Raw genomic sequence first — 23,366 nt, forward strand, 5'->3', positions numbered from 1 at the left:
CCCGAGCGCCTTGCCGGGCAGTTCGACCTTCGCGCCCAGCTCCACGAGCTTCTCCATGAAGTTCTCGTAGCCGCGGTTGATGAGGCCGATGCCGTGGACGCGGGACGTGCCCTGGGCCGCCAGCGCCGCGATCAGGTACGAGAAACCGCCGCGCAGGTCGGGGATGACCAGGTCCGCGCCCTGAAGCTTGGTCGGGCCGGAGACGACCGCCGAGTGCAGGAAGTTGCGCTGGCCGAAGCGGCAGTTCGAGCCGCCCAGGCACTCGCGGTAGAGCTGGATGTGCGCGCCCATCTGGTTCAGGGCGGACGTGAAGCCGAGGCGGGACTCGTAGACCGTCTCGTGGATGATGGACAGGCCCGTGGCCTGGGTCAGGGCGACCACCAGCGGCTGCTGCCAGTCGGTCTGGAAGCCCGGGTGCACGTCCGTCTCCAGCGCAATGGACTTCAGCTGCCCGCCGGGGTGCCAGAAGCGGATGCCCTCGTCGTCGATCTCGAACGCCCCGCCCACCTTGCGGTAGGTGTTCAGGAACGTCATCATCGAGCGCTGCTGGGCGCCGCGGACGTAGATGTCGCCCTCGGTCGCCAGCGCCGCCGACGCCCAGGACGCGGCCTCGAGACGGTCCGGCAGGGCGCGGTGGTTGTAGCCGCCGAGCTTGTCCACACCGGTGACGCGGATGGTGCGGTCGGTGTCCATCGCGATGATGGCGCCCATCTTCTGCAGGACGCAGATGAGGTCCTCGATCTCCGGCTCGACGGCCGCGTTCGAGAGCTCGGTGACACCCTCGGCGAGGACGGCCGTCAGCAGCACCTGCTCGGTCGCGCCGACGGACGGGTAGGGCAGCTGGATCTTGGTGCCGCGCAGCCGCCGCGGCGCCTCCAGGTACTGGCCGTCCGCGCGCTTCTCGATGGTCGCGCCGAACTGTCGCAGCACCTCGAAGTGGAAGTCGATGGGCCGGCCGCCGATGTCGCAGCCGCCGAGGCCGGGGATGAACGCGTGGCCGAGGCGGTGCAGCAGCGGGCCGCAGAACAGGATCGGGATACGGCTCGAACCGGCGTGGGCATCGATGTCGGCGACGTTCGCGCTCTCCACGCGCGTCGGGTCCATCACCAGTTCGCCGGGCTCGTCACCCGGACGGACCGTCACACCGTGCAGCTGCAGCAGACCCCGTACGACTCGGACGTCGCGGATGTCCGGAACATTGCGGAGCCGGCTCGGAGCGCTGCCCAGCAGCGCTGCGACCATGGCCTTCGGTACGAGGTTCTTCGCACCGCGGACACGGATCTCGCCCTCCAGCGGGGTTCCGCCGTGGACAAGCAGGACATCGTCGTTGACGGTCATGAATCTCGCGTTCCATGGAGTCGGGCAGGGGCCAGGAGGGAAAGGGTAATCGCCCACCGCCCCCCTTCTGTAAGCCTGAGCAGGACCCAGCCACGTCATAGCTCTGTCACAACACGAACGGTTCCGTGCCGGGCACATGGGGTCACCGCCCCTTCCGTGCGCGCACAACGCTTCGGTGCGCCCTGAGCTGCGTGCACGGGTCTCCCCGTATTGGCTCCCCATGCCGAGGCAAGATGCGGGATCATGTCTGCCATGACCGAGGTGTCCTCGCTCACAGGGCGGTTGCTCGTGGCCACCCCCGCCCTGGCGGACCCGAACTTCGACCGTGCGGTGGTGCTGCTCCTCGACCACGACGAGGAGGGCTCCCTCGGTGTCGTCCTCAACCGCCCCACCCCGGTGGACGTGGGCGACATCCTGGAGGGCTGGGGAGATCTCGCCGTGGAACCGGGTGTCGTCTTCCAGGGCGGCCCGGTGTCGCTGGACTCCGCCCTCGGCGTCGCGGTCGTCCCCGGCGGCGCGTCCGGCGAGGCCGCCCCGCTGGGCTGGCGGCGGGTGCACGGCGCGATCGGGCTGGTCGACCTGGAGGCCCCTCCGGAGCTGCTGGCCTCCGCCCTCGGCTCGCTGCGCATCTTCGCCGGATACGCCGGCTGGGGCCCGGGCCAGCTGGAGGACGAGCTGGTGGACGGCGCGTGGTACGTCGTCGAGTCGGAGCCCGGTGACGTCTCCTCCCCGTCCCCCGAGCGGCTCTGGCGCGAGGTGCTGCGGCGCCAGCGCAGCGAGCTGGCGATGGTCGCGACCTACCCGGACGACCCTTCGCTCAACTGATGCCTGTGAGCTTCAGTACCCTTGGCCCTATGAGCACTCTCGAGCCCGAGCGCGGGACTGGTACGGGGACCCTCGTTGAGCCGACGCCGCAGACCTCCCACGGTGACGGTGACCACGAGCGCTTCGCCCATTACGTCCAGAAGGACAAGATCATGGCGAGCGCCCTCGACGGCACTCCCGTCGTGGCGCTGTGCGGCAAGGTCTGGGTGCCGGGCCGCGACCCGAAGAAGTACCCCGTGTGTCCCATGTGCAAGGAGATCTACGAGTCGATGGGCTCCGGCGACGACGACAAGGGCAAGGGCGACAAGTAGGCCCGGCCCGCCGGGCGTGAAGCCCCCGGAGCACGCTTCGCGTGCCCTGGGGGCTTTTGTGCTGTCCGGAGCATCGCGGGGTGCGTCCGCCGGGCACAAAATGGTTCAGACCTCTTGTGGCCTGTTCCCGCGGGCCCTAGCCTCCCAGGTGTTGTGCACAGCGAAACCGTCATTGCGCAGGCTGCAACAATCTCGCCGGAGGGCGACTCCATGAAGCTGCGGCTGACGTGAGCCCACTGATTCCGCAACCCCGCAGCGTCGTCACAGGCACCGGTGAGCTGCGGCTGACGTGCCACTCCCGGCTCTACGCGGACACCGCGACCGAGGGCGTCGCCCACTGGCTGGGCACCGCCCTCCGGCAGGCCACCGGCCTGCCGCTGCGCGAGGCGCGGGAGCTCGGCGAAGCCGGGGGCGGCATCGGGCTGCGCCGCGACCCCGGCCTCGGCCCCGAGGAGTACCGCCTCGTCAGCGACGGCTCCGGCGTCCTCATCGAGGGCGGCGACGCGGCCGGAGTCTTCTGGGGTGCCCAGACGCTGCGTCAGCTCCTCGGCCCCGACGCCTGCCGCAGGGCCCCGCTCGACCGCGACCGCGCCTGGATCGTGCCGTACCTGACGATCGAGGACGCCCCCCGATTCCGCTGGCGCGGCACGATGCTCGACGTCGCCCGGCACTTCATGCCCAAGGACGGCGTGCTGCGTTTCCTCGATCTGCTGGCGGCGCACAAACTCAACGTCTTCCACTTCCACCTGACGGACGACCAGGGCTGGCGCATCGAGATCGAGCGGCATCCCCGGCTGACCGGGATCGGCTCCTGGCGCGCCCGCACGAAAACCGGCCACCGGGCCTCCCCCTTGTGGGAGGACAAGCCGCACGGCGGCTATTACACCCAGGACGACATCCGGGAGATCGTGTCCTACGCCGCAGAGCGGCACATCACCGTCGTGCCCGAGATCGACGTACCGGGCCACTCGCAGGCCGCCATCGCCGCGTACCCGGAACTCGGCAACACCGACGTCGTCGACACCGCCGCCCTCACCGTCTGGGAGACCTGGGGGATCAACCCGAACGTACTCGCCCCCACCGACACCACCCTGCGCTTCTACGAGGGCGTCCTCGAGGAGGTGCTCGCCCTGTTCCCCTCGGAGTTCGTCCACATCGGCGGCGACGAATGCCCCAAGGAGCAGTGGCGGAGGTCGGCCACCGCCCAGGCGCGCATGCGCGAACTGGGGCTCGCGGACGAGGACGAGCTCCAGTCCTGGTTCATCGGGCACTTCGACGCGTGGCTCTCCGCGCGCGGGCGGCGTCTGATCGGCTGGGACGAGATCCTGGAGGGCGGTCTGGCGAAGGGCGCGGCCGTGTCCTCCTGGCGGGGCCGCGCCGGGGGCGTCGCCGCCGCCCGGGCCGGCCACGACGTCGTCATGTGCCCCGAGCAGCATGTGTACCTGGACCACCGTCAGGACCCGGGCCCCGACGAGCCGGTACCGATCGGGTGGGTGCGCACCCTGGAGGACGTCTACCGGTTCGAGCCGGTGCCGCCGGAGTTGACGCCCGAGGAGGCCCGGCACGTGCTGGGTACCCAGGCCAACCTGTGGACCGAGGTGATGGAGGACCAGGCGCGCGTGGACTACCAGGCGTTCCCCCGCCTCGCGGCCTTCGCGGAGGTGGCCTGGAGTGCCCTGCCGGCCCCGGCGGACCGGGACTTCGCCGGTTTCCGGCGCCGTATGACCGCCCACTACCGGCGGCTCGATGCCCTGGGCGTGGCCTACCGGCCCCCCGCGGGCCCCCTGCCCTGGCAGCGGCGCCCCGGCGTCCTGGGACGCCCGATCGACGGCCCGCCGCCGAACCGGTAGGCGCGCCCCTCGTGACCGAACAGCTCGAACAGGCCACGGAAAAAGCGCACAAGGGTCACCGAAAGTGCCAATCGGCATGCACTGCTGAACCTGTGCGAAAACGGACCATCTCGCCGGTGAGGTGGGCGAATGCCTCCTAGCGGACCCGTGTCCTCGGCTCTCGCCAAGATGTGCCAGAGTTGCCACGTCCGCCCTGTCAGCACGTACCGTACGGCAGCACAGGTGGGACCAGGTGGGGCAGCGGGAAGGGGCAGCCGGTTTGACCACGCACGCACCGCAGGCGGCGCAGGCCGTCACGCTGCCCACGACGCTGGACGAGGCCGTCGCGGCACTCACCGCCGTGCCCGCCGCCGTGCCCGTCGCGGGCGGCACCGACCTGATGGCCGCCGTCAACTCCGGGCAGCTCAGGCCCGCCGCCCTGGTGGGACTCGGCCGCATCAACGAGATCCGCGGCTGGCAGTACCTGGACGGCCACGCGCTGCTCGGCGCCGGCCTCACGCACGCGCGCATGGGCCGCCCGGACTTCGCGGCCCTGATCCCGGCGCTCGCCGCCGCCGCGCGCGCCGCGGGCCCGCCGCACATCCGCAACGCGGGCACCCTGGGCGGCAACATCGCCTCGGCCGCCCCCACCGGGGACGCGCTGCCGGTGCTGGCCGCCCTGGAAGCGACCTTGATCATCGCGGGTCCGGGCGGGGCCCGCCGGGAGATCCCCGTGTCGCACCTGCTGGCCGGGGTGGACATGCTGCGCGCCGGTGAACTCATCGGCTACGTGCGCGTGCCCCTGCTGCACGCCCCGCAGGTCTTCCTGAAGGCGACCGGCCGGACCGGCCCGGGGCGCGCGGTGGCGTCCGTGGCCCTGGTCCTGGACCCCGCGCGCCGGGGTGTGCGCTGCGCGGTGGGCGCCATAGCGCCGATGCCGCTGCGGCCCCTGGAGGCCGAGCAGTGGGTCGGCAGCCTCATCGACTGGGACAACAACCGCGCGCTCGTCCCGGAGGCCCTGAGCGCCTTCGGTGAGTACGTCGCCGCGGCCTGCATCCCCGACGCGGCGCCGGCCGAGGACGGCTCGGTCGCGCAGCTCCCGCCCGCCGTTCTGCACCTGCGGCGCACCGTCGCCGCGCTGGCCCGACGAGCACTGGGGAGGGCGCTGTCGTGACCGACGACCAGCACGGAGAGGGCACGCCCCGGGGCGGCAGCCGCTGGGACCCGTTGCCCCAGGGCGAGTACGACGACGGCGCCACGGCCTTCGTCGAACTCCCCGAGGGAGGCGTCGACGCCCTGCTCGCCGCCGACAGCCCCCTCGCCGCGCCCGGCCACGGCTACGTGCCGCCGCAGATAACGGTCAGCCCCGCGACGACCGCCGGCACCGACCCGGCCGCCACGGGCGCGTGGCCGGTCCCGGGCGCGCCGGTCGACGGGGCGCAGTGGCACGACCCGAACGCCGCGCACCAGCAGCACGGTCACGAGCACGGCGCGCACCAGCACGGCCACGACGTGCCCGGACAGCCCTACGGCTCCGACGCGCCGTACGACCCCGGGACGCCCTACGGCTCCGGCGCGGGCCGGACCACCGGGGACGACCGGTTCACGTACAACCCGGCGGCGACCGGGCAGTGGCACTTCGAGGAGGCCGCGGCCGTCGAAGCCGCGCCCGGCCACGACGTGACAGGGCAGTGGTCCATCCCCGTCGCCGGGGGCGACCTTCCGGACGAGTCGGGCGAGTTCACCACGTCCTCGCTGGTCGAGCAGTGGGGCGGCACCCCGCCGGCCACGCTGCCGGGCGGCGCGCCCGCGCCCTGGGCGACACAGACGGCGGGGGCGCCGTGGGGGCAGCAGGACACGGCCGGGCACGAGCAGCCGGGCCACCCCCACGAGTTCGGGCACGAACCGGGCCACGGCCACGGACAGCAGGGCGACGCCGGACCGGCCGCCGAGTACGCGCCCGGGCAGCAGGCCGGGCCGCTGCCGCGGGAGACGGGCCCGGACGACGCCGGCCACCCGCAGGACGCCCACGCCCCGGGACCGCACGAGGACACCGGCCACGGGCCGGGGGAGTTCGGTCATGCCCCGGAGCCGTCGGGGACCGCCGGGCACGGTCCGGAGACGCACGGTGCCGGTGTCGCGCCCCGGCCGTCGGAGTACGCGCCCGGGCCGCACGAGGACACCGGCCACGGGCCGGAGACGCACGGTGCCGGTGTCGCGCCCCGGCCGTCGGAGTACGCACCGGAGGCCCTCGGGGCGGCCGGTCACCCGGTGGGCCCGTCCGCCCACGCCGACCAGGACCGGCCCGAGGCGGCCGCGTACGCCGAGTTCGCCGAACACGGGCCGCAGTCCGCCGCCTTCGACGACCACGGCTCGCAGTCCGCGGGCTTCGACGACCACGGCTCGCAGTCCGCCGGCTTCGACGACCACGCTGCCGACCCCGCCGACTTCCCCGGGCACGCCCCGGAGGCGCCCGGCTCCGACGGTCATCCGTCGCCCGCCGACCACGCGCCCGAGCCGTCGTACGAGTCGTACGAGGAGACCCCCGGCCCCCACCCGCAGGAGCCCGGGCCGGAGACACACCCGGAAGCCGCCGCGCTCGCGCAGGACGCCGAGGACGCTCAGGGCGCCCAGGAGGCCCGGGAAGCCTCACAGGCCGCTCCTGGGGCCGGTGAGGCCGTCGAGCCCGCACAGGACGCTCCTGAGGCCCCGGAGGCCGCCGACAGCCCCTCCGAGCCCACTGCCGGCCAGGCCCCGGCGGAAGCGGACGCGGACGCCGGCACCCGTCCGGAGGCCGCCGACGGCGAGACCCCGGCGGACCCCGGCCCCGGCGAGGACCCGGCGGCCGGCCCGGCCGGCACCACGGACGCCCCGTCCGATGCCCCCTCCGGCACCGCACCCCAGGAGGAACACCCGCTCGCCTCCTACGTCCTGCGCGTCAACGGCGCCGACCGCCCCGTCGGCGACGCCTGGATCGGCGAGTCCCTGCTGTACGTGCTGCGCGAGCGGCTCGGGCTCGCGGGCGCCAAGGACGGCTGCTCGCAGGGCGAGTGCGGCGCCTGCAACGTCCAGGTCGACGGGCGCCTCGTGGCGTCCTGCCTCGTCCCGGCCGTGACCGCCGCCGGCAGCGAGGTCCGCACCGTCGAGGGCCTGGCCGAGGACGGGCAGCCCTCGGACGTGCAGCGGGCGCTCGCGCGCTGCGGCGCCGTGCAGTGCGGCTTCTGCGTCCCGGGCATGGCGATGACCGTGCACGACCTGCTGGAGGGCAACCCGGCGCCCACCGAGCTGGAGACCCGCCAGGCCCTGTGCGGCAACCTCTGCCGCTGCTCCGGGTACCGGGGCGTGGTCGACGCCGTCAAGGAAGTCGTCGCCGAACGCGAGGCCCACGCCGCGCCCGCCGACGGCTCCGGCGACGAGGCCCGCATCCCGCACCAGGCCGGCCCGGGCGCCGGTGGCGTGAACGCCTCGGCCTTCGGGGCGCCCCCGCAACCGCACCGCCCGGAACCGCACTCCCCGGAACCGCATGACCAGCCCTACGGCCAGGACGGAGGCCCCGCGTGAGCAACGAAGCAGCCACCGCCCAGGCCGCACAGGCCGCGGAGGCCGCCCCCGCCCCAGAACCGCTTCCGCACGGCATCGGCGCCTCGCTCCCGCCCGCCGACGCCCGCGCCAAGACCGAGGGCACCTTCCCGTACGCCGCCGACCTGTGGGCCGAGGGCCTGCTGTGGGCGGCCGTGCTGCGCTCTCCGCATCCGCACGCGCGCATCCTGTCCATCGACACCAGCCACGCGCGCGAGATGCCCGGCGTCCGTGCCGTCGTCACCCACGAGGACATCCCCGGCGCCCCGTTGCACGGCCGCGGCACGGCCGACCGCCCGGTCTTCGCCTCCGAGGTCGTGCGCCACCACGGCGAGCCCATCGCCGCCGTCGCCGCCGACCACCCGGACACCGCGCGCATGGCGGCCGCCGCCGTCATCGTCGAGTACGAGGTGCTCGACCCGGTGACCGACCCGGAGCAGGCCTTCGAGGCCGAGCCGCTGCACCCCGACGGCAACCTGATCCGGCACATCCCGCTGCGCCACGGCGACCCGGAGGCGGCCGGCGAGATCGTCGTCGAGGGCCTCTACCGCATCGGCCGCCAGGACCCCGCGCCCATCGGCGCCGAGGCGGGCCTGGCCGTGCCGCGCCCGGACGGCGGCGTGGAGCTGTACCTCGCCTCCACCGACCCGCACGCCGACCGTGACGCGGCCGCCGCCGCCCTGGGCCTGGAGCCCGAGCGCGTCAAGGTCGTCGTGACCGGCGTCCCCGGCGCCACCGCCGACCGCGAGGACCAGGGCTTCCAGCTTCCGCTCGGCCTGCTGGCGCTGCGCACCGGCTGCCCGGTGAAACTCACCGCCACGCGCGAGGAGTCCTTCCTCGGCCACGTCCACCGGCATCCCACCCTGCTGCGCTACCGTCACCACGCCGACGGCGAGGGCAGACTCGTCAAGGTCGAGGCGCAGATCCTGCTCGACGCGGGCGCCTACGCCGACACCTCCTCCGAGGCCCTGGCCGCCGCCGTCGCGTTCGCCTGCGGCCCCTACGTCGTCCCGAACGCCTTCATCGAGGGCTGGGCCGTACGCACCAACAACCCCCCGTCCGGCCACGTACGCGGTGAGGGCGCCATGCAGGTCTGCGCCGCCTACGAGGCGCAGATGGACAAGATCGCCAAGAAGCTCGGCCTCGACCCGGCCGAAGTGCGGCTGCGCAACGCCCTGGCGACCGGCGACGTGCTGCCGACCGGCCAGACGGTGACCTGCCCGGCCCCCGTCGCCGAACTGCTCCAGGCGGTCCGGGACTTCCCCCTGCCGCCGCTGCCCAAGGACACCCCCGAGGACGAGTGGCTGCTGCCCGGCGGCCCCGAGGGCGCGGGCGAGCCGGGCGCGGTGCGCCGGGGCGTGGGCTACGGCGTGGGCATGGTGCACATGCTCGGCGCGGAGGGCGCCGACGAGGTCTCCACGGCGACCGTGAAGGTCCACGACGGTGTCGCGACGGTGCTGTGCGCGGCCGTCGAGACCGGCCAGGGCTTCACGACGCTGGCCCGCCAGATCGTCCAGGAGACGCTCGGCATCGACGAGGTGCACGTGGCGCCCGTCGACACCGACCAGCCCCCGGCGGGCGCGGGGTGCCGCGGCCGGCACACCTGGGTCTCGGGCGGGGCGGTGGAGCGCGCGGCCAAGATGGTCCGCACCCAGCTCCTCCAGCCGCTCGCCCACAAGTTCGGCATGTCGACGGAGCTGCTCCAGATCACCGACGGCAAGATCACGTCGTACGACGGGGTCCTGTCCACGACCGTCACCGAAGCGCTGGACGGCAAGGAGCTGTGGGCCACCGCCCAGTGCCGCCCGCACCCGACCGAGCCGCTGAACGAGACCGGCCAGGGCGACGCCTTCGTGGGCATGGCCTTCTGCGCGATCCGCGCGGTGGTGGACGTCGACATCGAGATCGGTTCCGTGCGGGTCGTGGAGCTGGCCGTCGCCCAGGACGTGGGCCGCGTCCTGAACCCCGCCCAGCTCGCCGCCCGGATCGAGGGGGGTGTCACCCAGGGCGTGGGCATCGCGCTCACGGAGAACCTCCGCACGCCGCGCGGCCTGATCCGCCACCCCGACCTGACGGGTTACGCCCTGCCGACCGCCCTCGACGCGCCCGACATCCGTATCGTCCGGCTGGTCGAGGAACGGGACGTGGTCGCCCCCTTCGGGGCCAAGGCGGTCAGCGCGGTGCCGGTGGTGACGTCCCCGGCGGCCGTGGCGTCCGCCGTCCGCGCCGCGACGGGCCGCCCGGTGAACCGCCTCCCGATCCGCCCCCAGGCCGCGGTGGTCACCGAACGGGCCTGAGAACCGCTCGGTGCCGCGTCGTGTGCCGTGTGTCGGGCGTCGGGCCCAGGCGCTGAGGAACCGGCGGTGCGCCGGAGGCCGGAGCGGGTGCGGCGGCGAGGGAACGCGCGAGGGTGCTCCGAGCGTCTTATGGGGTGACGCGGCGCGGTCGTCGGCGCGCGTCGCTGTTCCGGGGCGTTGTCAGTGGTGGGGCGTACTGTTCCGGGCAGTGGGGAAAGGCTGCCGGGCTGCGCCGGGCGGTCTGCCGTGCTCCGCCAGGGGACGGTGAGCGAGCGCATGCGGGGGAGCCCATGAGTACGACCGACGCCGGTTCTGCGGTGATCACTCTGAGTGAGTCCGAGCTGGACCCGTGGGTGACGCACGCGTCCACGCGGTACTGGCTGACCGGCCCCGGACTGCCCTGCGACAGCGGTGTGCTGAGCTTCGCGGAGCTGAGCCGCGAGGGCCTGCGCACGGTCGCCGACTCCACCGGCGACCCGGACGGCCTCCTCCCGGCCGAGCTGCGCGAGCAGCTGGTGATAGGCGGACTGCTGGGCCCGGTCGGCCTGGAGACGGAATCGGTCCTGCTGGACGGCGCGACGGGCGAGATCTCCACGACGTACGTCTCGCACGACCGCCCCGACCTGATGGACCGCCGCCCTCTGGCCCCCTCGCTGCGCACGCTGGTGCGCTTCGCGGAGGCCACGGACGAACTGGCGGGCCTGCGCGGCCAGTTCGCCTCCTACGCGGGCCGCTACGGCCTCAAGGCGGTGGCGGAGGCGTCCCAGCACCTGCTGGCGGTGTTCCGGGACGGCGAGGACGGCGAACCGGCCCCGTTCTGGAAGATGGCGGCCCTGATCCGCCCGCTGTCCCTGGTGGCGGGCCGCGGCGGCGCGTCCGGCCTCTCCCTGGACCTCCCGCACCGCCTCCTGGACCAGGAGTTCGGCCCCGGCAAGGTGGCGCGCTTCGAGGACGTCGACTTCCCCGCGGCCCTCACCCACGAACCGACCCGCCGCTTCCTGCGCGAGGTGGGCCTGCCCGAGGACGCCCACGTCTTCTCCCTGGACACGGACGTCCCCCTGGCGACGCTCGCCGAGTACCAAGCCGACGCCGCCACCCCGGCCGAACTGCCCGCCGGGGCCCACCGCCTGATCCGCCTCGGCCACCTGATCGAGGACAACAGCCTCGTCATCGACGGGGCGACGGGCGCGGTCCTCAACTGGAACGAGCCCGAGGCGGCGCTCCACCCGCTCAACACGGACGTGTCGACCCTCGCCTTCACCCTCTGGCTGCTGCACCGCGAGCGCGCGATAGACGCCGGGTCGTCCCACGAGCTGACGACCGACACCTACGACCAGCTGGCCATGACGATGCTTCAGGTCCTGTCGACGGTCGACCCGACGGGTGCGACCGCCGACGGCCGTTCGGTCCGCCATTACTGGACGGACGCCTTCCAGGACGAGGCGGGCGGAGTGCTCTGACGGGCTGCCGTCAGGCCGACGTGGAGGCGGTGCGGCGGCGCACGACGAACACCAGGCCGCCGCCGATCACCGCGGCTGCGGCAGCCGCACCGGCGAGGAGCGGAGTGCCGTCGGAGCCGGTGGTGGCGAGGTTGCCGCCCGTGGTGCCGTTGGTCGTGGTGCCGGTGGAGCCACCCGTCGTGGTGCCGGTCGAGGCCGACTCCGAGGGGGACGCCGTGGCGCCCGTGCCGCCGGCGGCCTGCCCCTCCGGGTCGTTGCCGTTCCCGCCGTCGCCGGAGCCACCGTCGGCGCCGTCCGAGGGGCTCGGCTCGGGCTCGTAGTCGCTCGGCAGGTCGATGCTGATCAGGGCGGTGTTGTTGGCGCGGTTCTTGTCGTACGCCGGGGCGATGTCGTAGACGGACGACGCCTTGACCTGGCCCTCGGTGTCCTGCGCCGACTCCTTGATCTTCAGCGTGAAGGTGTACAGGAGGGACTGGCCGACGTCGAGGGTCCCGTCCTGCGGCCAGCAGACGTACTTCGGCTTGCCCGTGGTCCCCCGCGGCGCGCTGGGGCCGTCGATCCCGAACGGCGCGCAGTCCTTCGGCACACCCACGGCCACGGTGCCCGGCGGGATCTGCACCAGCAGGGCCGGGAGGTCGTCGCTCTCCTGGTTCTGCACCCAGCCGGGGCCGTCGTTGCGCAGGGTCGCCGTGACCGACTGCTTGTCACCGGCCAGCGCCTCGGTCGACTCGCCGACCGCGACGAGGTCGGCGGTGTTGTCCGCGGTCAGGGTCAGCCGCCGGTAGCTGTCGTCGAACCCCTCGCCCGGCGCCTCACCGCTCGCGCTCGTGCCGTACTCGACGGCCTCCATCAGGGCGCTGCCCAGCGCCTTGAACCGGACGGGCGTGGTGACGGAGGCACCGGGCTCGATGACCGTGTCGAGTTCACAGACCGCCTGCCGCACCTTGTCCTGGACGGTCGAGTAGGTGCAGCCCTTCACCTGCTCGGGGAAGTCCAGCCCCCGCGTCAGACGCACCCGGAAGGTGACCCCGTCCACGGCGGCCGTGCCCTTGTTGGTGAGGGTGACGGACTTGTCGTACACCTCGCCCGGCTCGGGCGTCGCGCCCGGCAGCGCCGACACGACCAGGTCCGGCCCGCCCTCCTCCGCGTGCGCCAGGGGCGCGGCGACAGCGGGACCGGCGACGGCGATCACGGCAGCGGCCAGGACGGCTGCCGAGGGGCGGAGGTGCACGGTGTTCTCCTCGTCGGGTTACCTCGTCGGCCCGGAGGCACGACGACCGGAGCGTCCGCTACCGGTCATGTCCTGGACACCTGAAGGGGGCTCGGGGTTGTGCACGACTTTGCCGGACCGCAGCCGGGGCGGCGCGCCGGAGCCCGCGACGGAGCGCTCCGACGCGCCCTTCCCCCTCGGGCGGGCACCCATGCCCGGTCCGTGGAGGGACACGACGAGCCGAGCACCGTCCCCTCACCGAGCGCCGGTTGACGCCGCGCGACCCACTCCCGTGGCAGATCCCCGGGACGGCCCATAGGCTGGTCGCAGGGGTCGACATGGATCGATCCGAGGAGCCTCCCATGAGGAAGAACACCGTCGGCGCCTGGCGCGTGACAGGCGTCCTCACCGCACTCGCCACGGCCGCCGCGATCGCCTCCGTGGCCCCGGCCCAGGCCCAGACCACCGCTCAACTGTCCGCGTACGTCAGCGACGGCTGGGGCGGCGGCACCATCACCAGCCAGCCGGCCGGCATCAACTGCCACCAGGAGGCGTGGGACCCGTACGCCTCCAACGACCCGCAGCCGAACCCGACGGGCACGTGCACCGCGAGCTTCGTGGTCGGAACGACGGTCACCTTCACCGCCACACCCGACACGGGGTCCTCCGTCAACGACGGCCCTTCCCCGAACCCCGTGACGATCCACACGGGTTACAACTACACGTGGGTCATGTTCTGCCCGAACGAAGGTCTGTGCTCGGCGGGCTGACGTCGGAGGCCGTGGCGGGATTCGAACCCGCGTTACTCGCTTTGCAGGTTTGTCGGCGCTGGTCAGGGCTCTATCCGGGTGCGTCCGTCGCCGTTCAGCCCCGTACGAACGGCCGCACCTACCGGGCAGCGTGAACTGCGCCGTACGGCTGCGTACGGCGATGAATGAGACGGAAACTGAGACGGGCGCGCACGTCTTGTACCTCGTGGGCGAACGTTCAGTGTTGCCGGAAGAGGATCGGCCCCATGGTGCCTGGGGGCTAGGCGCTGTTCGGCCGGCACCTGGAGCACGGGCCCAGTCCCGTCTGTAGGGCCTCATACAGGGTGATCTCTTCCGGCCTGCTTGCCGGGAAGCAACTCCGGTTCGTCGTCGCGTGGTAGAGGGTGCCGCGTCCCTTCGGGCCACTGGGGGTATGCCGCCACCGAGAGGCGACCACCGTTGTCTCCAGTTGCTTCAGCTGACGCTGGACCTGTGCCAGTTCGGTCTGAAGCTCCCGCTGGCGTGCGCGCAGCCGTTCCTGGGCGGCGGTGGCGGATTCCATCTGGCTTTCGGTTCCTCTCACGGCGTGCTGGGCGTTCTCGGCGCGCCCACCCCTGAACGTACCTCGTGGAGCCGGCGCCAAAGGCCCTTAGCTTGGCTATGGCTACCGGATCAAATCTGTGGTTCTGGGACTGCGGAAGCGCGCCCCGCGCGATGATAAGCGCATGACTGGGTGTACTTCAGACAAAAGCCCAGGTCATACACGGTGATTCCGGGTGGTCCTGAACCACCGGGAGCCAGGCGGTTCTGCCTTCCGGTTCCTCCGGAGGGACCGAACTGTCTGAACCGTTCCCGACAGCACCGAACCGGGCCTGACGAGAAGTGAAGGAGCTAGATCATGTATGACTGCGAGGGATGCGGACGATCCCGGCAGGGACTGTACTTCGGCTCCGGGATCGGCGAAGCGCAATGGTGGTGTTGGAGCTGCCAGAGTGCTGACCAGAAGGAACTGATCAGCTCTCTGGACGATCGAGCTCGGGGCGTGCTCGACCGCGACGCCGACGGCGTGCACTGGCCCTACGGCCCGAACATCTACGTCCAGATGCGCGTGGACCTGCTGGACTGGGCGGACCGGTACGACCTCAAGATTGGCAACACGGGGTGTCAGTCCGGGCTTCACTGGCTCGACAAGGGCCGCTGCGCCAAGAGGGAATGTCACGGCAAGCCGGGGTTCTACGACCACACGACCACGTGGCTTTCCCGGACCACCGGCAGGCCCGCCCTGGTCTTCAACCAGCCGTACGGGCAAGTGAACCCGGCCGAGGTTCGGGAGTCCATCAGCGAGTACCCGTTTCTCACGGCCGAGATTGGGCCGGAGGGTTGGTACGGCGCGGGCACCACCGGTGTCTACATCTGGAACGAGGGTAACCGCCCCTAGGCTGTTCAGGCGCCACGATATCCGCGCATCGAAGGGCCCCACCTCGCGGTGGGGCCCTTCTGCATCGTGCCCGGGGAGGCACTGGCAGAGAGTGCGAGACCGGAACAGGGGAGGCGAGACCATCGGTCAGTCGCGGGGCACGTGGCAAAGTTGAATCCGTTAGGCGCCCACCGGGACACCGGCGAGGCAGAGGAAGGGGAGGTCACGTGCCGCAGGGCAGTCCGCGGTACGTACTTGGAGGTCTCCGAATCCCTCCGCGAGAAGATCAGGGACGGCGGGATCACGGAAGCGCTGCCGTCTCAGTCGGTACTCGCGAGCGAGGACGGCGTGAGCCGCAGCACCATCGAGTGGGCGCTTGCCGCGCTCAAGGGTGAGGGCGTCATCGAGTCGGTACAGGGTGCCGGGTGGTTCGTGGCGGGGACTGGCGACCGCCGGCCGTTGGTCGAGAAGGTGACCGACCTGGTGCGGGCCGACGGGGTCAGGGTCGGCGACCGCTTCCCCACAGAGAAGGAGCTATGCGAGCGGTTCGGAGCCTCGCGGACGGCCGTCCGTTCAGCCATCGCGCAGATGGAGGGGCAAGGACTCATCGGCAAGGGTGCCGCGCGAGGGCGGGAAGTCCGAGCGTTGCCCGTCGGACGGGGGAATCAGTCATTGGACGTCTGGACCCAGAGGTGCAAGCAAAGCAGGCTGAGGAGGGGCGTACGGCCCGTGACGAGTGGTGAGGCAAGCGTCGCCCAATCGACATCACGAGTGCGTAGACATGCCCGACGATGACGGCGGGGGTCTGCAGGTGTCCTTGGGTGGACGAACTGAGACGGGAACTGAGACGGACGGCCAAAAGGGCGGCATCCCTACGGGGACGCCGCCCATCATTTCGCCTGGCCAAGGCACTAGAGGCCGTGGCGGGATTCGAACCCGCGTTACTCGCTTTGCAGGCGAGCCCCTGAACCACTCGGGCACACGGCCGTGTTGTCGAGCTGTGTCGACGGTAGGCCGGGGCGGGGCGGGGCCTCAAGGATCTGGGGTGGGCTGCAACGTGACTGCCATACGCGGTTCATAGAGGGGGATTCGAGGAGAGGTCTACGACCAAGGTCTCAGGCCGGGACCGTCTCGGGACAGGGGTCAAAGCGGGGCGTGCACCTTACGCTGGCGGGCATGACCGTCTCGAAGCCGCGTGATGCCGATGTCGGGGAAGCCGCTGATCCGCCCTCCGTGTCCGAGTGTGACGAGGGCGTGCTGGGGGCGGCGTACCGGGCGTTGAGTGTCGGGATCGTCTCCGTCGTGCTGCTCATCGCCTTCGAGGCGACCGCCGTGGGGACGGCGATGCCGGTCGCGGCCCGGGAACTGGACGGGGTGTCCCTGTACGCGTTCGCGTTCTCCGGGTACTTCACGACCAGCCTGTTCGGCATGGTGCTGTCCGGGCAGTGGTCGGACCGGCGCGGCCCCCTCGGGCCGTTGACGACGGGCATCGCCTCCTTCGCGGCCGGGCTGCTGCTGTCGGGGACCGCGGGGACGATGTGGGTGTTCATCCTGGGGCGGGCCGTGCAGGGGTTCGGCGGCGGGCTGGTGATCGTCGCGCTGTACGTCGTCGTCGGACGGGCCTATCCGGAGCGGTTGCGGCCGGCCATCATGGCCGCGTTCGCCGCGAGCTGGGTGCTGCCGTCGATCGTCGGCCCGCTCGCCGCCGGTACGGTCACCGAGCAGTTGGGCTGGCGGTGGGTGTTCGTGGGGATACCCGTGCTCGTCGTCCTCCCGCTCGCGCTCGCCCTGCCGCAGATACGGCGGCGGGCGGCCGGGCCGGCGGCGAGCGGGCCGACGGGAGGGACCGTCACGAAACGGGCGCCCATGGACAATTCCGCCCCGGTGGAGGGTTCTGTCCCGACGGAGAGTGCCGTCCCGGCGGATCCGCCCGTGCCGGCGTCGGATCTGCCGGTCCCGGCCGAAAGGACCGCCCTGGCCGACCGGCCCGTCACGGCGGACCCGGGCAGGACGGTGGACACGCCTGCCCCGGAAGACCCCTCGCCCCCCTCCTTCGACCGTCGGCGGATCCGGCTCGCCCTGGCCATCTCGCTGGGGGCCGGACTGCTCCAGTACGCCGCCCAGGATCTGCGTCCGCTGTCGCTGCTGCCCGGCGCCGTCGGGGTGGCCCTGCTCGTGCCCGCCGTGCTGGGGCTGCTGCCGCGCGGCACCTACCGGGCCGCGCGCGGGCTGCCGTCCGTCGTGCTGCTGCGCGGCGTCGCCGCCGGGTCCTTCATCGCCGCCGAGTCGTTCGTGCCGCTGATGCTCGTCACCCAGCGGGGACTCAGTCCGACCCTGGCCGGGTTCTCGCTCGCCGCGGGCGGCGGGACGTGGGCGCTGGGCTCCTGGGTGCAGTCGCGCTCGCGGGTGGAACCGTACCGGGAGCGGCTGGCCACGGTCGGAATGCTGCTGGTGGCCTCGGCCATCGCCACGGCGCCGAGTGTGCTGATCGACTCCGTGCCCGTGTGGACCGTGGCCGTCGCCTGGGCCTTCGGCTGTTTCGGGATGGGACTCGTGATCTCCTCCACGAGCGTGCTGCTGCTCAAGCTGTCCGCCCCCGAGGAGGCCGGCACCAACTCCGCCGCCCTCCAGATCTCCGACGGCCTCTCCAACGTCGTCCTGCTGTCCGCCGGGGGCGCCGCCTTCGCCGCGCTGGGCGGCGGCACGGTGACCCACACGGCCGCCCACGCCTCCGGCTCCCACCCGGCCGCCTTCACCGCGGTGTTCCTGCCAATGGCGGTGGTGGCGCTGGCCGGGGCCTGGGTGTCGACGCGGCTGCGCGAACACCGGCCGTAGAGAGGTGGCGGATCCGGGGCGGCGTCCTTGGAAGGGGCCGTGGACCGGCGGACCGCGGGGCGACGTCCTGGGAACGGGCCGTGGGTCGGCGACGGGTCCAGGGTGGCTCCCCGGAACGGGCCGCAGGTCGGCGACGGCCCCGCGGCGGGCGCCCTTGGAAGGTGCTGTGGACCCGCGGCTGACCTGAGGCGGTGCCCCTGGAACCGGCCGTAGACGGGTGGTGGACCCGGGGCGGCGCCCCCTCGAACCGGCCGCAGACCCTGCGCGGCCCCCCGCAACCGGCCATGAACCGGCGGCCGACCCCGGGGCACACCCGGGACGCTCCGGCACCGGTAAAAGCGGTCGTCACCCGCCGACGCCCCCCGTAGCCTCGGCGCATGTCCCAGCTCGTGCTGTCCCTCGACCCCGGCCTGCGCGCGGCCCTCGACGACCTCGCCGACGCACAGGGCCGTACGCCCGAAGAGGTCGCGCTCGCGGCCGTACGCGCCCACCTGCGGCAGGAGGACGGACGCGTGCGTGCCGTCGCGGAAGGGCTCGCGCGCCACCACGCCGACCTGCTGAGGAGGCTCGGCGAATGACCAGGGACACCCGGTACCTGACCGTCGGCGAGGTCACCGCCATCGCCGAGATCGCCTTCGGCGGACGGCCGCCCGAGGCGCGTGCCCCCGGGCTGCTGGCCTCCGCCGTGCACCGTCCCCGCGCACGGATGTTCGGCACTGCCGCCTACGACGACCTGTACGAGCAGGCGGCCGCCCTGCTCCACGCCCTCGCCACCAACCACCCCCTCGTCGACGGCAACAAGCGCACGGCGTGGCTGGCCACCGCCACCTTCCTCGCCCTCAACGGCGTCGACACGGCCGGGGTGGACCAGGACGCGGCCTACACGCTGGTCGTCGACGTCGCGTCCGGGGCCGAGGGAGAGGTCGGGGAGATCGCGGGGCGCTTGCGGGGGCTGTGACGTCGGTCCCACCCACGGGCGACCCGGCCCGGTCCGCGCGTGGGCCGGCTCGGGGCGCCGGTAGGGTGGCCCGGTTGTCATACGTAGCCGAGCCGTCAGGCTCCTCGCACGAGCCGCCCGACCCCCAACGGAGACCGTGACTACCACCGCCGGCACCAGCACTGCCTCGCACCACCTCTCCCCGGCGTTCCCCGGCCGCGCCCCGTGGGGCACCGCCAGCAAGCTCCGCGCCTGGCAGCAGGGTGCGATGGAGAAGTACATCCAGGAGCAGCCGCGGGACTTCCTTGCGGTCGCCACCCCCGGCGCCGGCAAGACGACCTTCGCGCTGACGCTGGCGTCCTGGCTGCTGCACCACCACGTCGTACAGCAGGTGACCGTGGTCGCCCCGACCGAGCACCTGAAGAAGCAGTGGGCCGAGGCCGCCGCCCGGATAGGGATCAAGCTCGACCCGGAGTACAGCGCCGGGCCGCTCGGCCGGGAGTACCACGGGATCGCCGTGACGTACGCCGGTGTGGGCGTGCGGCCCATGCTGCACCGCAACCGCGTGGAGCAGCGCAAGACGCTGGTCATCCTCGACGAGATCCACCACGCCGGTGACAGCAAGTCCTGGGGCGAGGCCTGTCTGGAGGCGTTCGAGCCGGCGACCCGTCGGCTCGCCCTGACCGGTACGCCCTTCCGGTCCGACACCAATCCCATCCCCTTCGTCACGTACGAGGAGGGCAACGACGGCATCCGGCGGTCGGCGGCCGACTACACCTACGGCTACGGCAACGCGCTCGCCGACAACGTCGTGCGGCCCGTCATCTTCCTCTCCTACAGCGGCAACATGCGCTGGCGCACCAAGGCCGGTGACGAGATCGCCGCCCGGCTCGGCGAGCCGATGACCAAGGACGCCATCAGCCAGGCCTGGCGGACCGCCCTCGACCCGCGCGGTGAGTGGATGCCGTCCGTGCTGCGCGCCGCCGACCAGCGGCTGACCGAGGTCAGGAAGGCCATCCCGGACGCCGGTGCCCTCGTCATCGCCTCCGACCAGGACTCGGCGCGCGCGTACGCCAAGCTCATCCGGGAGATCACCGGCACCGGCGCGACCCTCGTGCTGTCCGACGACTCCGGCGCCTCCGAGCGGATCGACCAGTTCAGCGCGAACAACGACCGGTGGATGGTCGCCGTGCGGATGGTGTCCGAGGGCGTCGACGTGCCCCGGCTCGCGGTCGGGGTGTACGCCACCACCATCTCCACGCCGCTGTTCTTCGCGCAGGCCGTGGGGCGTTTCGTGCGGTCCCGGCGGCGCGGCGAGACGGCGTCCGTGTTCCTGCCGACCGTGCCCGACCTGCTCTCCTTCGCCAACGAGATGGAGCGCGAGCGCGACCACGTCCTCGACAAGCCCAAGAAGGAGGGCGAGGAGGACCCCTACGCCGAGTCCGAGAAGGAGATGGACGAGGCGAACCGGGAGCAGGACGAGGACACCGGCGAGCAGGAGCAGTTCTCCTTCGAGGCGCTGGAGTCCGAGGCCGTCTTCGACCGGGTCATGTACAACGGCGCCGAGTTCGGCATGCAGGCGCACCCGGGCAGCGAGGAGGAGCAGGACTACCTCGGCATCCCGGGGCTGCTGGAACCCGACCAGGTGCAGCTGCTGCTCCAGAAGCGGCAGGCCCGGCAGATCGCGCACAGCCGCAAGAAGCCGGACGAGGAGGCCGACCTGCTCGAAGTGCCCGCCGAGCGGCGCCCGGTGGTCTCCCACAAGGAGATGATGGAGCTGCGCCGGCAGCTCAACACGATGGTCGGCGCGTACGTCCACCAGAGCGGCAAGCCGCACGGAGTGATCCACACGGAGCTGCGGCGGGTGTGCGGGGGGCCTCCGGCGGCGGAGGCGACGGCGGGACAGCTCAAGCAGCGGATCGCCAAGGTGCAGGAGTGGGCCACGCGGATGAAGTGACGCAGGCGTCCGTTGCCTGCGGGACCCGTGAGGCCGGTCGTGCGGTTCCGCACGCCCTCGCGAGGCGCATACCACCGCAAAGAGCGACAGGCCGTACTCGGCGGTGCCCGGATTCTGGACGGAGCCTTCCGCTCAGCGAACCTGCTTCGCTACTGTCCGGCTACGCACACGCCCCGTGGCAGCGCCGCCGCGGAGCGCAGCCGTGAAGCGACGCGGCCCGGACAGGCCGGGCCGCCGGCCGATCGGCGGCCTCTGAAGCGCGTGACCGACGGGACTCGGTGACGCATCCGCCGACCGAGGGGCCGCCGACCTCACCACTAAGGAGTGGGCGTCGTGACCGCGGAGACCTCTCAGACGCTCGACCGGGGACTGCGTGTCCTCAAGCTGCTCGCCGACACCGACCACGGGCTGACCGTGACCGAGCTGTCCCTCCGGCTCGGCGTGAACCGGACCGTTGTGTACCGGTTGCTCGCCACGCTGGAACAGCACGCCCTCATACGCCGTGACCTCGGCGGGCGTGCCCGGGTCGGCCTCGGCGTGCTGCGCCTGGGGCGGCAGGTCCATCCGCTGGTGCGGGAGGCCGCGATGCCGGCGCTGCGGTCACTGGCCGAGGACATCGGCGCGACGGCGCACCTGACCCTCGTCGACGGCGCGGACGCGCTGGCCGTGGCGGTGGTGGAGCCGACCTGGACGGACTATCACGTCGCCTACCGGGCCGGGTTCCGGCACCCCTTGGACCGGGGCGCCGCGGGCAAGGCGATCCTCGCGGCCCGGCAGCACCCGATGACCGGCCCCGGCTACACGCTGACCCACGGGGAGCTGGAGGCGGGCGCGTGCGGGGCGGCGGCGCCGCTGCTGGGTGTGACGGGCGTCGAGGGCAGCGTGGGCGTGGTGATGCTGGCGGAGGCGGTACCGGAACGCGTGGGACCGAGGGTCCTCGACGCGGCCCGGGAGGTGGCGGAGGCACTGCGCTGACATACGCCCCTGTAATGGAGGGGACCGGGACGCCCTGATCCCGGCCGTACCGCGGCCCCACGTTAGATTGATCCCGTGTTCTCTCGCCTCACGCGCCCCCAGGCCATCGCCGTCTGCGCCCTTCCCGTCGTGGCCCTGTTCGCCACGGCGGTGCTCGCGCCGTTGCCGTTCTCGGTGGCGCAGCCGGGGCTGACGGCGAACGTGCTGGGCGAGAACAAGGGCACCCAGGTGATCACCATCTCCGGTGCGCCCGTCCGGAAGACCTCCGGCCAGCTGCGGATGACCACCATCGAGGCGACCTCCCCGGACACCCGGGTCTCGCTCCCCGACCTCATCGACAGCTGGTTCCGCACCGACCAGGCGGTCATGCCGCGTGACTCCGTCTACCCGAGCGGGAACAGCGTCAAGGAGATCGAGCGGCACAACGAGAAGCAGATGAAGGAGTCCCAGGACGCGGCGACGCAGGCCGCGCTGGGCTACCTCGACCTCGACGGCAAGGACATCGAGGTCAGCCTGAAGCTCGCGGATGTGGGCGGGCCCAGTGCGGGGCTGCTCTTCTCCCTCGGGATCGTCGACAAGCTCGACGGCGACGGCACGGGCGGGGACCTCACGGGCGGCCGGGTCATCGCCGGCACGGGCACGATCGACGCGTCCGGCCGGGTCGGTGCGGTGGGGGGCGTCGCCCTCAAGACCCAGGCGGCGAAGCGGGACGGGGCGACGGTGTTCCTGGTCCCGAAGGCGGAGTGCGGGGACGCCCGTGCCGAACTGCCGAAGGGCCTGCGGTTGATTCCGGTGACCACGCTGAAGGGCACGGTGAGTTCCCTGGTGGCCCTGGAGACCGGGAAGGGCTCCGTCCCCAGCTGCTAGTGGACGGGCACCGGCCCGGGCCGGCCGGCGAGCTTCAGCCCGACTTCTATGAGGGTCCAGCCCAGACGGGTACGGAGGTCCTGCCGGGGTGCCGGGCGGGGTCCGGCCTCGGCGCGGAGTTCCGCGGCGCGGGCGTGGTGCAGGGCGAGGTGGATGTCCGGGTGCATGGGTGATGGCCTCTCACAGCGTCGTCTGGCTGGGGAAGACGTGCGTGTGGACGCGTACCGTTTCGGCGTCCGGGGTGCCCTCGGGGAGCGGGCGGTAGCTCTGGACGAGCTCGTGCATCTTGCCGATCAGCTCCCGTGCGAGTTCGGGAGTGAGCCGCAGCGTGAAGTCGCTCAGATCGGTCGCGCCGTCCCACTCCGCGGCCCATTCGCTCGTGTTGCCGAGATAGGTCGCGACCTCCCGCGTGTGCACGTTCGCGAGTTCGTAGCGGAAGAGGGCGACGGCTCCGCGCACGGCGGGATCCGGGTCCTGGATCAGCGTCTCGTCGAGTTGGACGCCCTGGTCCACCGCCTTCCACCAGCGCTCCCGCCCCTTGCCGCGCTCCGGGTCGTCGGTGACGAAGCCGTGCGCGGCGAGTTGCCGTAGGTGGTAGCTGGTGGCGCCGCTCGACTCGCCCAGTTTCTCTGCCAGTTGGGAGGCTGTGGCGGGCCCGCCACGCCGCAGTGCGATCAGCAGCTGCATGCGCAGGGGGTGCGCCAGACCGCGCAGGGAGCGGGCGTCGAGCAGTCGGGGAGCCGGTTCGTCGCTCATGCATGCAAAGGTAGCGTTGCAAAG

General features: G+C 72.5%; 20 protein-coding genes and 1 tRNA gene. 16 read left to right on the forward strand and 5 right to left on the reverse strand.

The features are described from left to right. Positions 1-1,338, reverse strand: a 1,338-nt coding sequence (gene murA, locus AB0I06_RS29925) for a UDP-N-acetylglucosamine 1-carboxyvinyltransferase (protein ID WP_356445774.1), incomplete at its 3' end; no start/stop codon positions are given. 252 nt (positions 1,339-1,590) lie between these two features. On the opposite strand from murA, the gene AB0I06_RS29930 reads away from it, so the two are divergent. The 7 genes from AB0I06_RS29930 to AB0I06_RS29960 all read left to right on the forward strand — a co-directional run bounded on the left by AB0I06_RS29930 (position 1,591) and on the right by AB0I06_RS29960 (position 11,639). Then, a complete protein-coding gene (locus tag AB0I06_RS29930) occupies positions 1,591-2,163 on the forward strand; it encodes a YqgE/AlgH family protein (protein ID WP_352119173.1) in 573 nt (190 codons plus the stop codon). A 29-nt stretch (positions 2,164-2,192) separates the two neighbouring features. Beyond that, positions 2,193-2,474 carry a DUF3039 domain-containing protein gene (locus tag AB0I06_RS29935; RefSeq protein ID WP_010039914.1) on the forward strand — a complete coding sequence of 94 codons (282 nt, stop codon included), beginning with the start codon at positions 2,193-2,195 and terminating at the stop codon, positions 2,472-2,474. A gap of 227 nt (positions 2,475-2,701) precedes the next feature. After that, entirely contained in the window at positions 2,702-4,324 is a 1,623-nt protein-coding gene (locus AB0I06_RS29940; RefSeq protein ID WP_363121967.1) for a beta-N-acetylhexosaminidase, read from the forward strand. 259 nt (positions 4,325-4,583) lie between these two features. Beyond that, positions 4,584-5,477, forward strand: coding sequence for an FAD binding domain-containing protein (locus AB0I06_RS29945; protein ID WP_363121968.1), 894 nt, complete (start codon positions 4,584-4,586; stop codon positions 5,475-5,477). After that, entirely contained in the window at positions 5,474-7,864 is a 2,391-nt protein-coding gene (locus AB0I06_RS29950; protein ID WP_363121969.1) for a 2Fe-2S iron-sulfur cluster-binding protein, read from the forward strand. Before AB0I06_RS29945 ends, AB0I06_RS29950 begins: the two co-directional genes overlap by 4 nt. Further along, positions 7,861-10,179 carry a molybdopterin cofactor-binding domain-containing protein gene (locus AB0I06_RS29955; RefSeq protein ID WP_363121970.1) on the forward strand — a complete coding sequence of 773 codons (2,319 nt, stop codon included), beginning with the start codon at positions 7,861-7,863 and terminating at the stop codon, positions 10,177-10,179. Before AB0I06_RS29950 ends, AB0I06_RS29955 begins: the two co-directional genes overlap by 4 nt. Before the next feature lie 290 nt (positions 10,180-10,469). Continuing rightward, positions 10,470-11,639 carry an SUKH-4 family immunity protein gene (locus AB0I06_RS29960; RefSeq protein ID WP_363121971.1) on the forward strand — a complete coding sequence of 390 codons (1,170 nt, stop codon included), beginning with the start codon at positions 10,470-10,472 and terminating at the stop codon, positions 11,637-11,639. Positions 11,640-11,649: 10 nt separating this feature from the next. On the opposite strand, the gene AB0I06_RS29965 is transcribed toward AB0I06_RS29960, so the two are convergent. After that, positions 11,650-12,870 carry an LAETG motif-containing sortase-dependent surface protein gene (locus AB0I06_RS29965; protein ID WP_363121972.1) on the reverse strand — a complete coding sequence of 407 codons (1,221 nt, stop codon included), beginning with the start codon at positions 12,868-12,870 and terminating at the stop codon, positions 11,650-11,652. A 341-nt stretch (positions 12,871-13,211) separates the two neighbouring features. Between AB0I06_RS29965 and AB0I06_RS29970 the strand changes: the two genes are divergently transcribed. From AB0I06_RS29970 to AB0I06_RS29980, 3 genes are all read left to right on the forward strand, one after another. Continuing rightward, complete coding sequence (locus AB0I06_RS29970; protein WP_363121974.1) at positions 13,212-13,619, forward strand: hypothetical protein; 408 nt, start codon at positions 13,212-13,214, stop codon at positions 13,617-13,619. 877 nt (positions 13,620-14,496) lie between these two features. Continuing rightward, positions 14,497-15,036, forward strand: a complete 540-nt coding sequence (locus tag AB0I06_RS29975; protein ID WP_363121975.1) for a hypothetical protein — start codon at positions 14,497-14,499, stop codon at positions 15,034-15,036. A 141-nt stretch (positions 15,037-15,177) separates the two neighbouring features. Beyond that, positions 15,178-15,810 carry a GntR family transcriptional regulator gene (locus AB0I06_RS29980; RefSeq protein ID WP_363121976.1) on the forward strand — a complete coding sequence of 211 codons (633 nt, stop codon included), beginning with the start codon at positions 15,178-15,180 and terminating at the stop codon, positions 15,808-15,810. A 120-nt stretch (positions 15,811-15,930) separates the two neighbouring features. On the opposite strand, the gene AB0I06_RS29985 is transcribed toward AB0I06_RS29980, so the two are convergent. Further along, a tRNA-Cys gene (locus tag AB0I06_RS29985) sits at positions 15,931-16,002 on the reverse strand. A 189-nt stretch (positions 16,003-16,191) separates the two neighbouring features. Between AB0I06_RS29985 and AB0I06_RS29990 the strand changes: the two genes are divergently transcribed. From AB0I06_RS29990 to AB0I06_RS30015, 6 genes are all read left to right on the forward strand, one after another. After that, positions 16,192-17,850 (forward strand): MFS transporter, encoded by a 1,659-nt coding sequence (locus AB0I06_RS29990; protein WP_363121977.1) that lies wholly within the window; start codon positions 16,192-16,194, stop codon positions 17,848-17,850. A 377-nt stretch (positions 17,851-18,227) separates the two neighbouring features. Then, positions 18,228-18,428, forward strand: coding sequence for a hypothetical protein (locus tag AB0I06_RS29995; RefSeq protein WP_363121978.1), 201 nt, complete (start codon positions 18,228-18,230; stop codon positions 18,426-18,428). Then, a complete protein-coding gene (locus tag AB0I06_RS30000) occupies positions 18,425-18,808 on the forward strand; it encodes a type II toxin-antitoxin system death-on-curing family toxin (RefSeq protein WP_363121979.1) in 384 nt (127 codons plus the stop codon). The genes AB0I06_RS29995 and AB0I06_RS30000 overlap by 4 nt, the downstream gene beginning before the upstream one ends. A gap of 136 nt (positions 18,809-18,944) precedes the next feature. Next, on the forward strand, positions 18,945-20,744 hold the full coding sequence (locus tag AB0I06_RS30005; RefSeq protein WP_363121980.1) for a DEAD/DEAH box helicase: 1,800 nt from the start codon (positions 18,945-18,947) through the stop codon (positions 20,742-20,744). Positions 20,745-21,077: 333 nt separating this feature from the next. Next, complete coding sequence (locus AB0I06_RS30010) at positions 21,078-21,719, forward strand: helix-turn-helix domain-containing protein (protein ID WP_363121981.1); 642 nt, start codon at positions 21,078-21,080, stop codon at positions 21,717-21,719. 75 nt (positions 21,720-21,794) lie between these two features. Beyond that, positions 21,795-22,586, forward strand: a complete 792-nt coding sequence (locus AB0I06_RS30015) for a S16 family serine protease (protein WP_363121982.1) — start codon at positions 21,795-21,797, stop codon at positions 22,584-22,586. Here AB0I06_RS30015 and AB0I06_RS30020 read toward each other — a convergent pair. Beyond that, positions 22,583-22,753: a hypothetical protein gene (locus AB0I06_RS30020; RefSeq protein WP_363121983.1), complete on the reverse strand. Its 171-nt coding sequence runs from the start codon at positions 22,751-22,753 to the stop codon at positions 22,583-22,585. The genes AB0I06_RS30015 and AB0I06_RS30020 overlap by 4 nt on opposite strands. A 13-nt stretch (positions 22,754-22,766) precedes the next feature. Beyond that, positions 22,767-23,342: a helix-turn-helix domain-containing protein gene (locus AB0I06_RS30025; RefSeq protein ID WP_363121984.1), complete on the reverse strand. Its 576-nt coding sequence runs from the start codon at positions 23,340-23,342 to the stop codon at positions 22,767-22,769. Between the last annotated feature and the right edge of the window lie 24 nt (positions 23,343-23,366).

The organism is Streptomyces sp. NPDC050674, assembly GCF_040654575.1.
Taxonomy (GTDB): domain Bacteria; phylum Actinomycetota; class Actinomycetes; order Streptomycetales; family Streptomycetaceae; genus Streptomyces.

Excerpts from the sequence above, each read along its gene's own strand:
- AB0I06_RS29930 (WP_352119173.1), top strand. The coding sequence starts at position 1,591 with ATGACCGAGGTGTCCTCGCTCACAGGGCGGTTGCTCGTGGCCACCCCC.
- AB0I06_RS29935 (WP_010039914.1), top strand. The coding sequence starts at position 2,193 with ATGAGCACTCTCGAGCCCGAGCGCGGGACTGGTACGGGGACCCTCGTT.
- AB0I06_RS29960 (WP_363121971.1), top strand. The coding sequence starts at position 10,470 with ATGAGTACGACCGACGCCGGTTCTGCGGTGATCACTCTGAGTGAGTCC.
- AB0I06_RS29970 (WP_363121974.1), top strand. The coding sequence starts at position 13,212 with ATGAGGAAGAACACCGTCGGCGCCTGGCGCGTGACAGGCGTCCTCACC.
- AB0I06_RS29975 (WP_363121975.1), top strand. The coding sequence starts at position 14,497 with ATGTATGACTGCGAGGGATGCGGACGATCCCGGCAGGGACTGTACTTC.
- AB0I06_RS29990 (WP_363121977.1), top strand. The coding sequence starts at position 16,192 with ATGACCGTCTCGAAGCCGCGTGATGCCGATGTCGGGGAAGCCGCTGAT.
- AB0I06_RS29995 (WP_363121978.1), top strand. The coding sequence starts at position 18,228 with ATGTCCCAGCTCGTGCTGTCCCTCGACCCCGGCCTGCGCGCGGCCCTC.
- AB0I06_RS30000 (WP_363121979.1), top strand. The coding sequence starts at position 18,425 with ATGACCAGGGACACCCGGTACCTGACCGTCGGCGAGGTCACCGCCATC.
- AB0I06_RS30020 (WP_363121983.1), bottom strand. The coding sequence starts at position 22,753 with ATGCACCCGGACATCCACCTCGCCCTGCACCACGCCCGCGCCGCGGAA.
- AB0I06_RS30025 (WP_363121984.1), bottom strand. The coding sequence starts at position 23,342 with ATGAGCGACGAACCGGCTCCCCGACTGCTCGACGCCCGCTCCCTGCGC.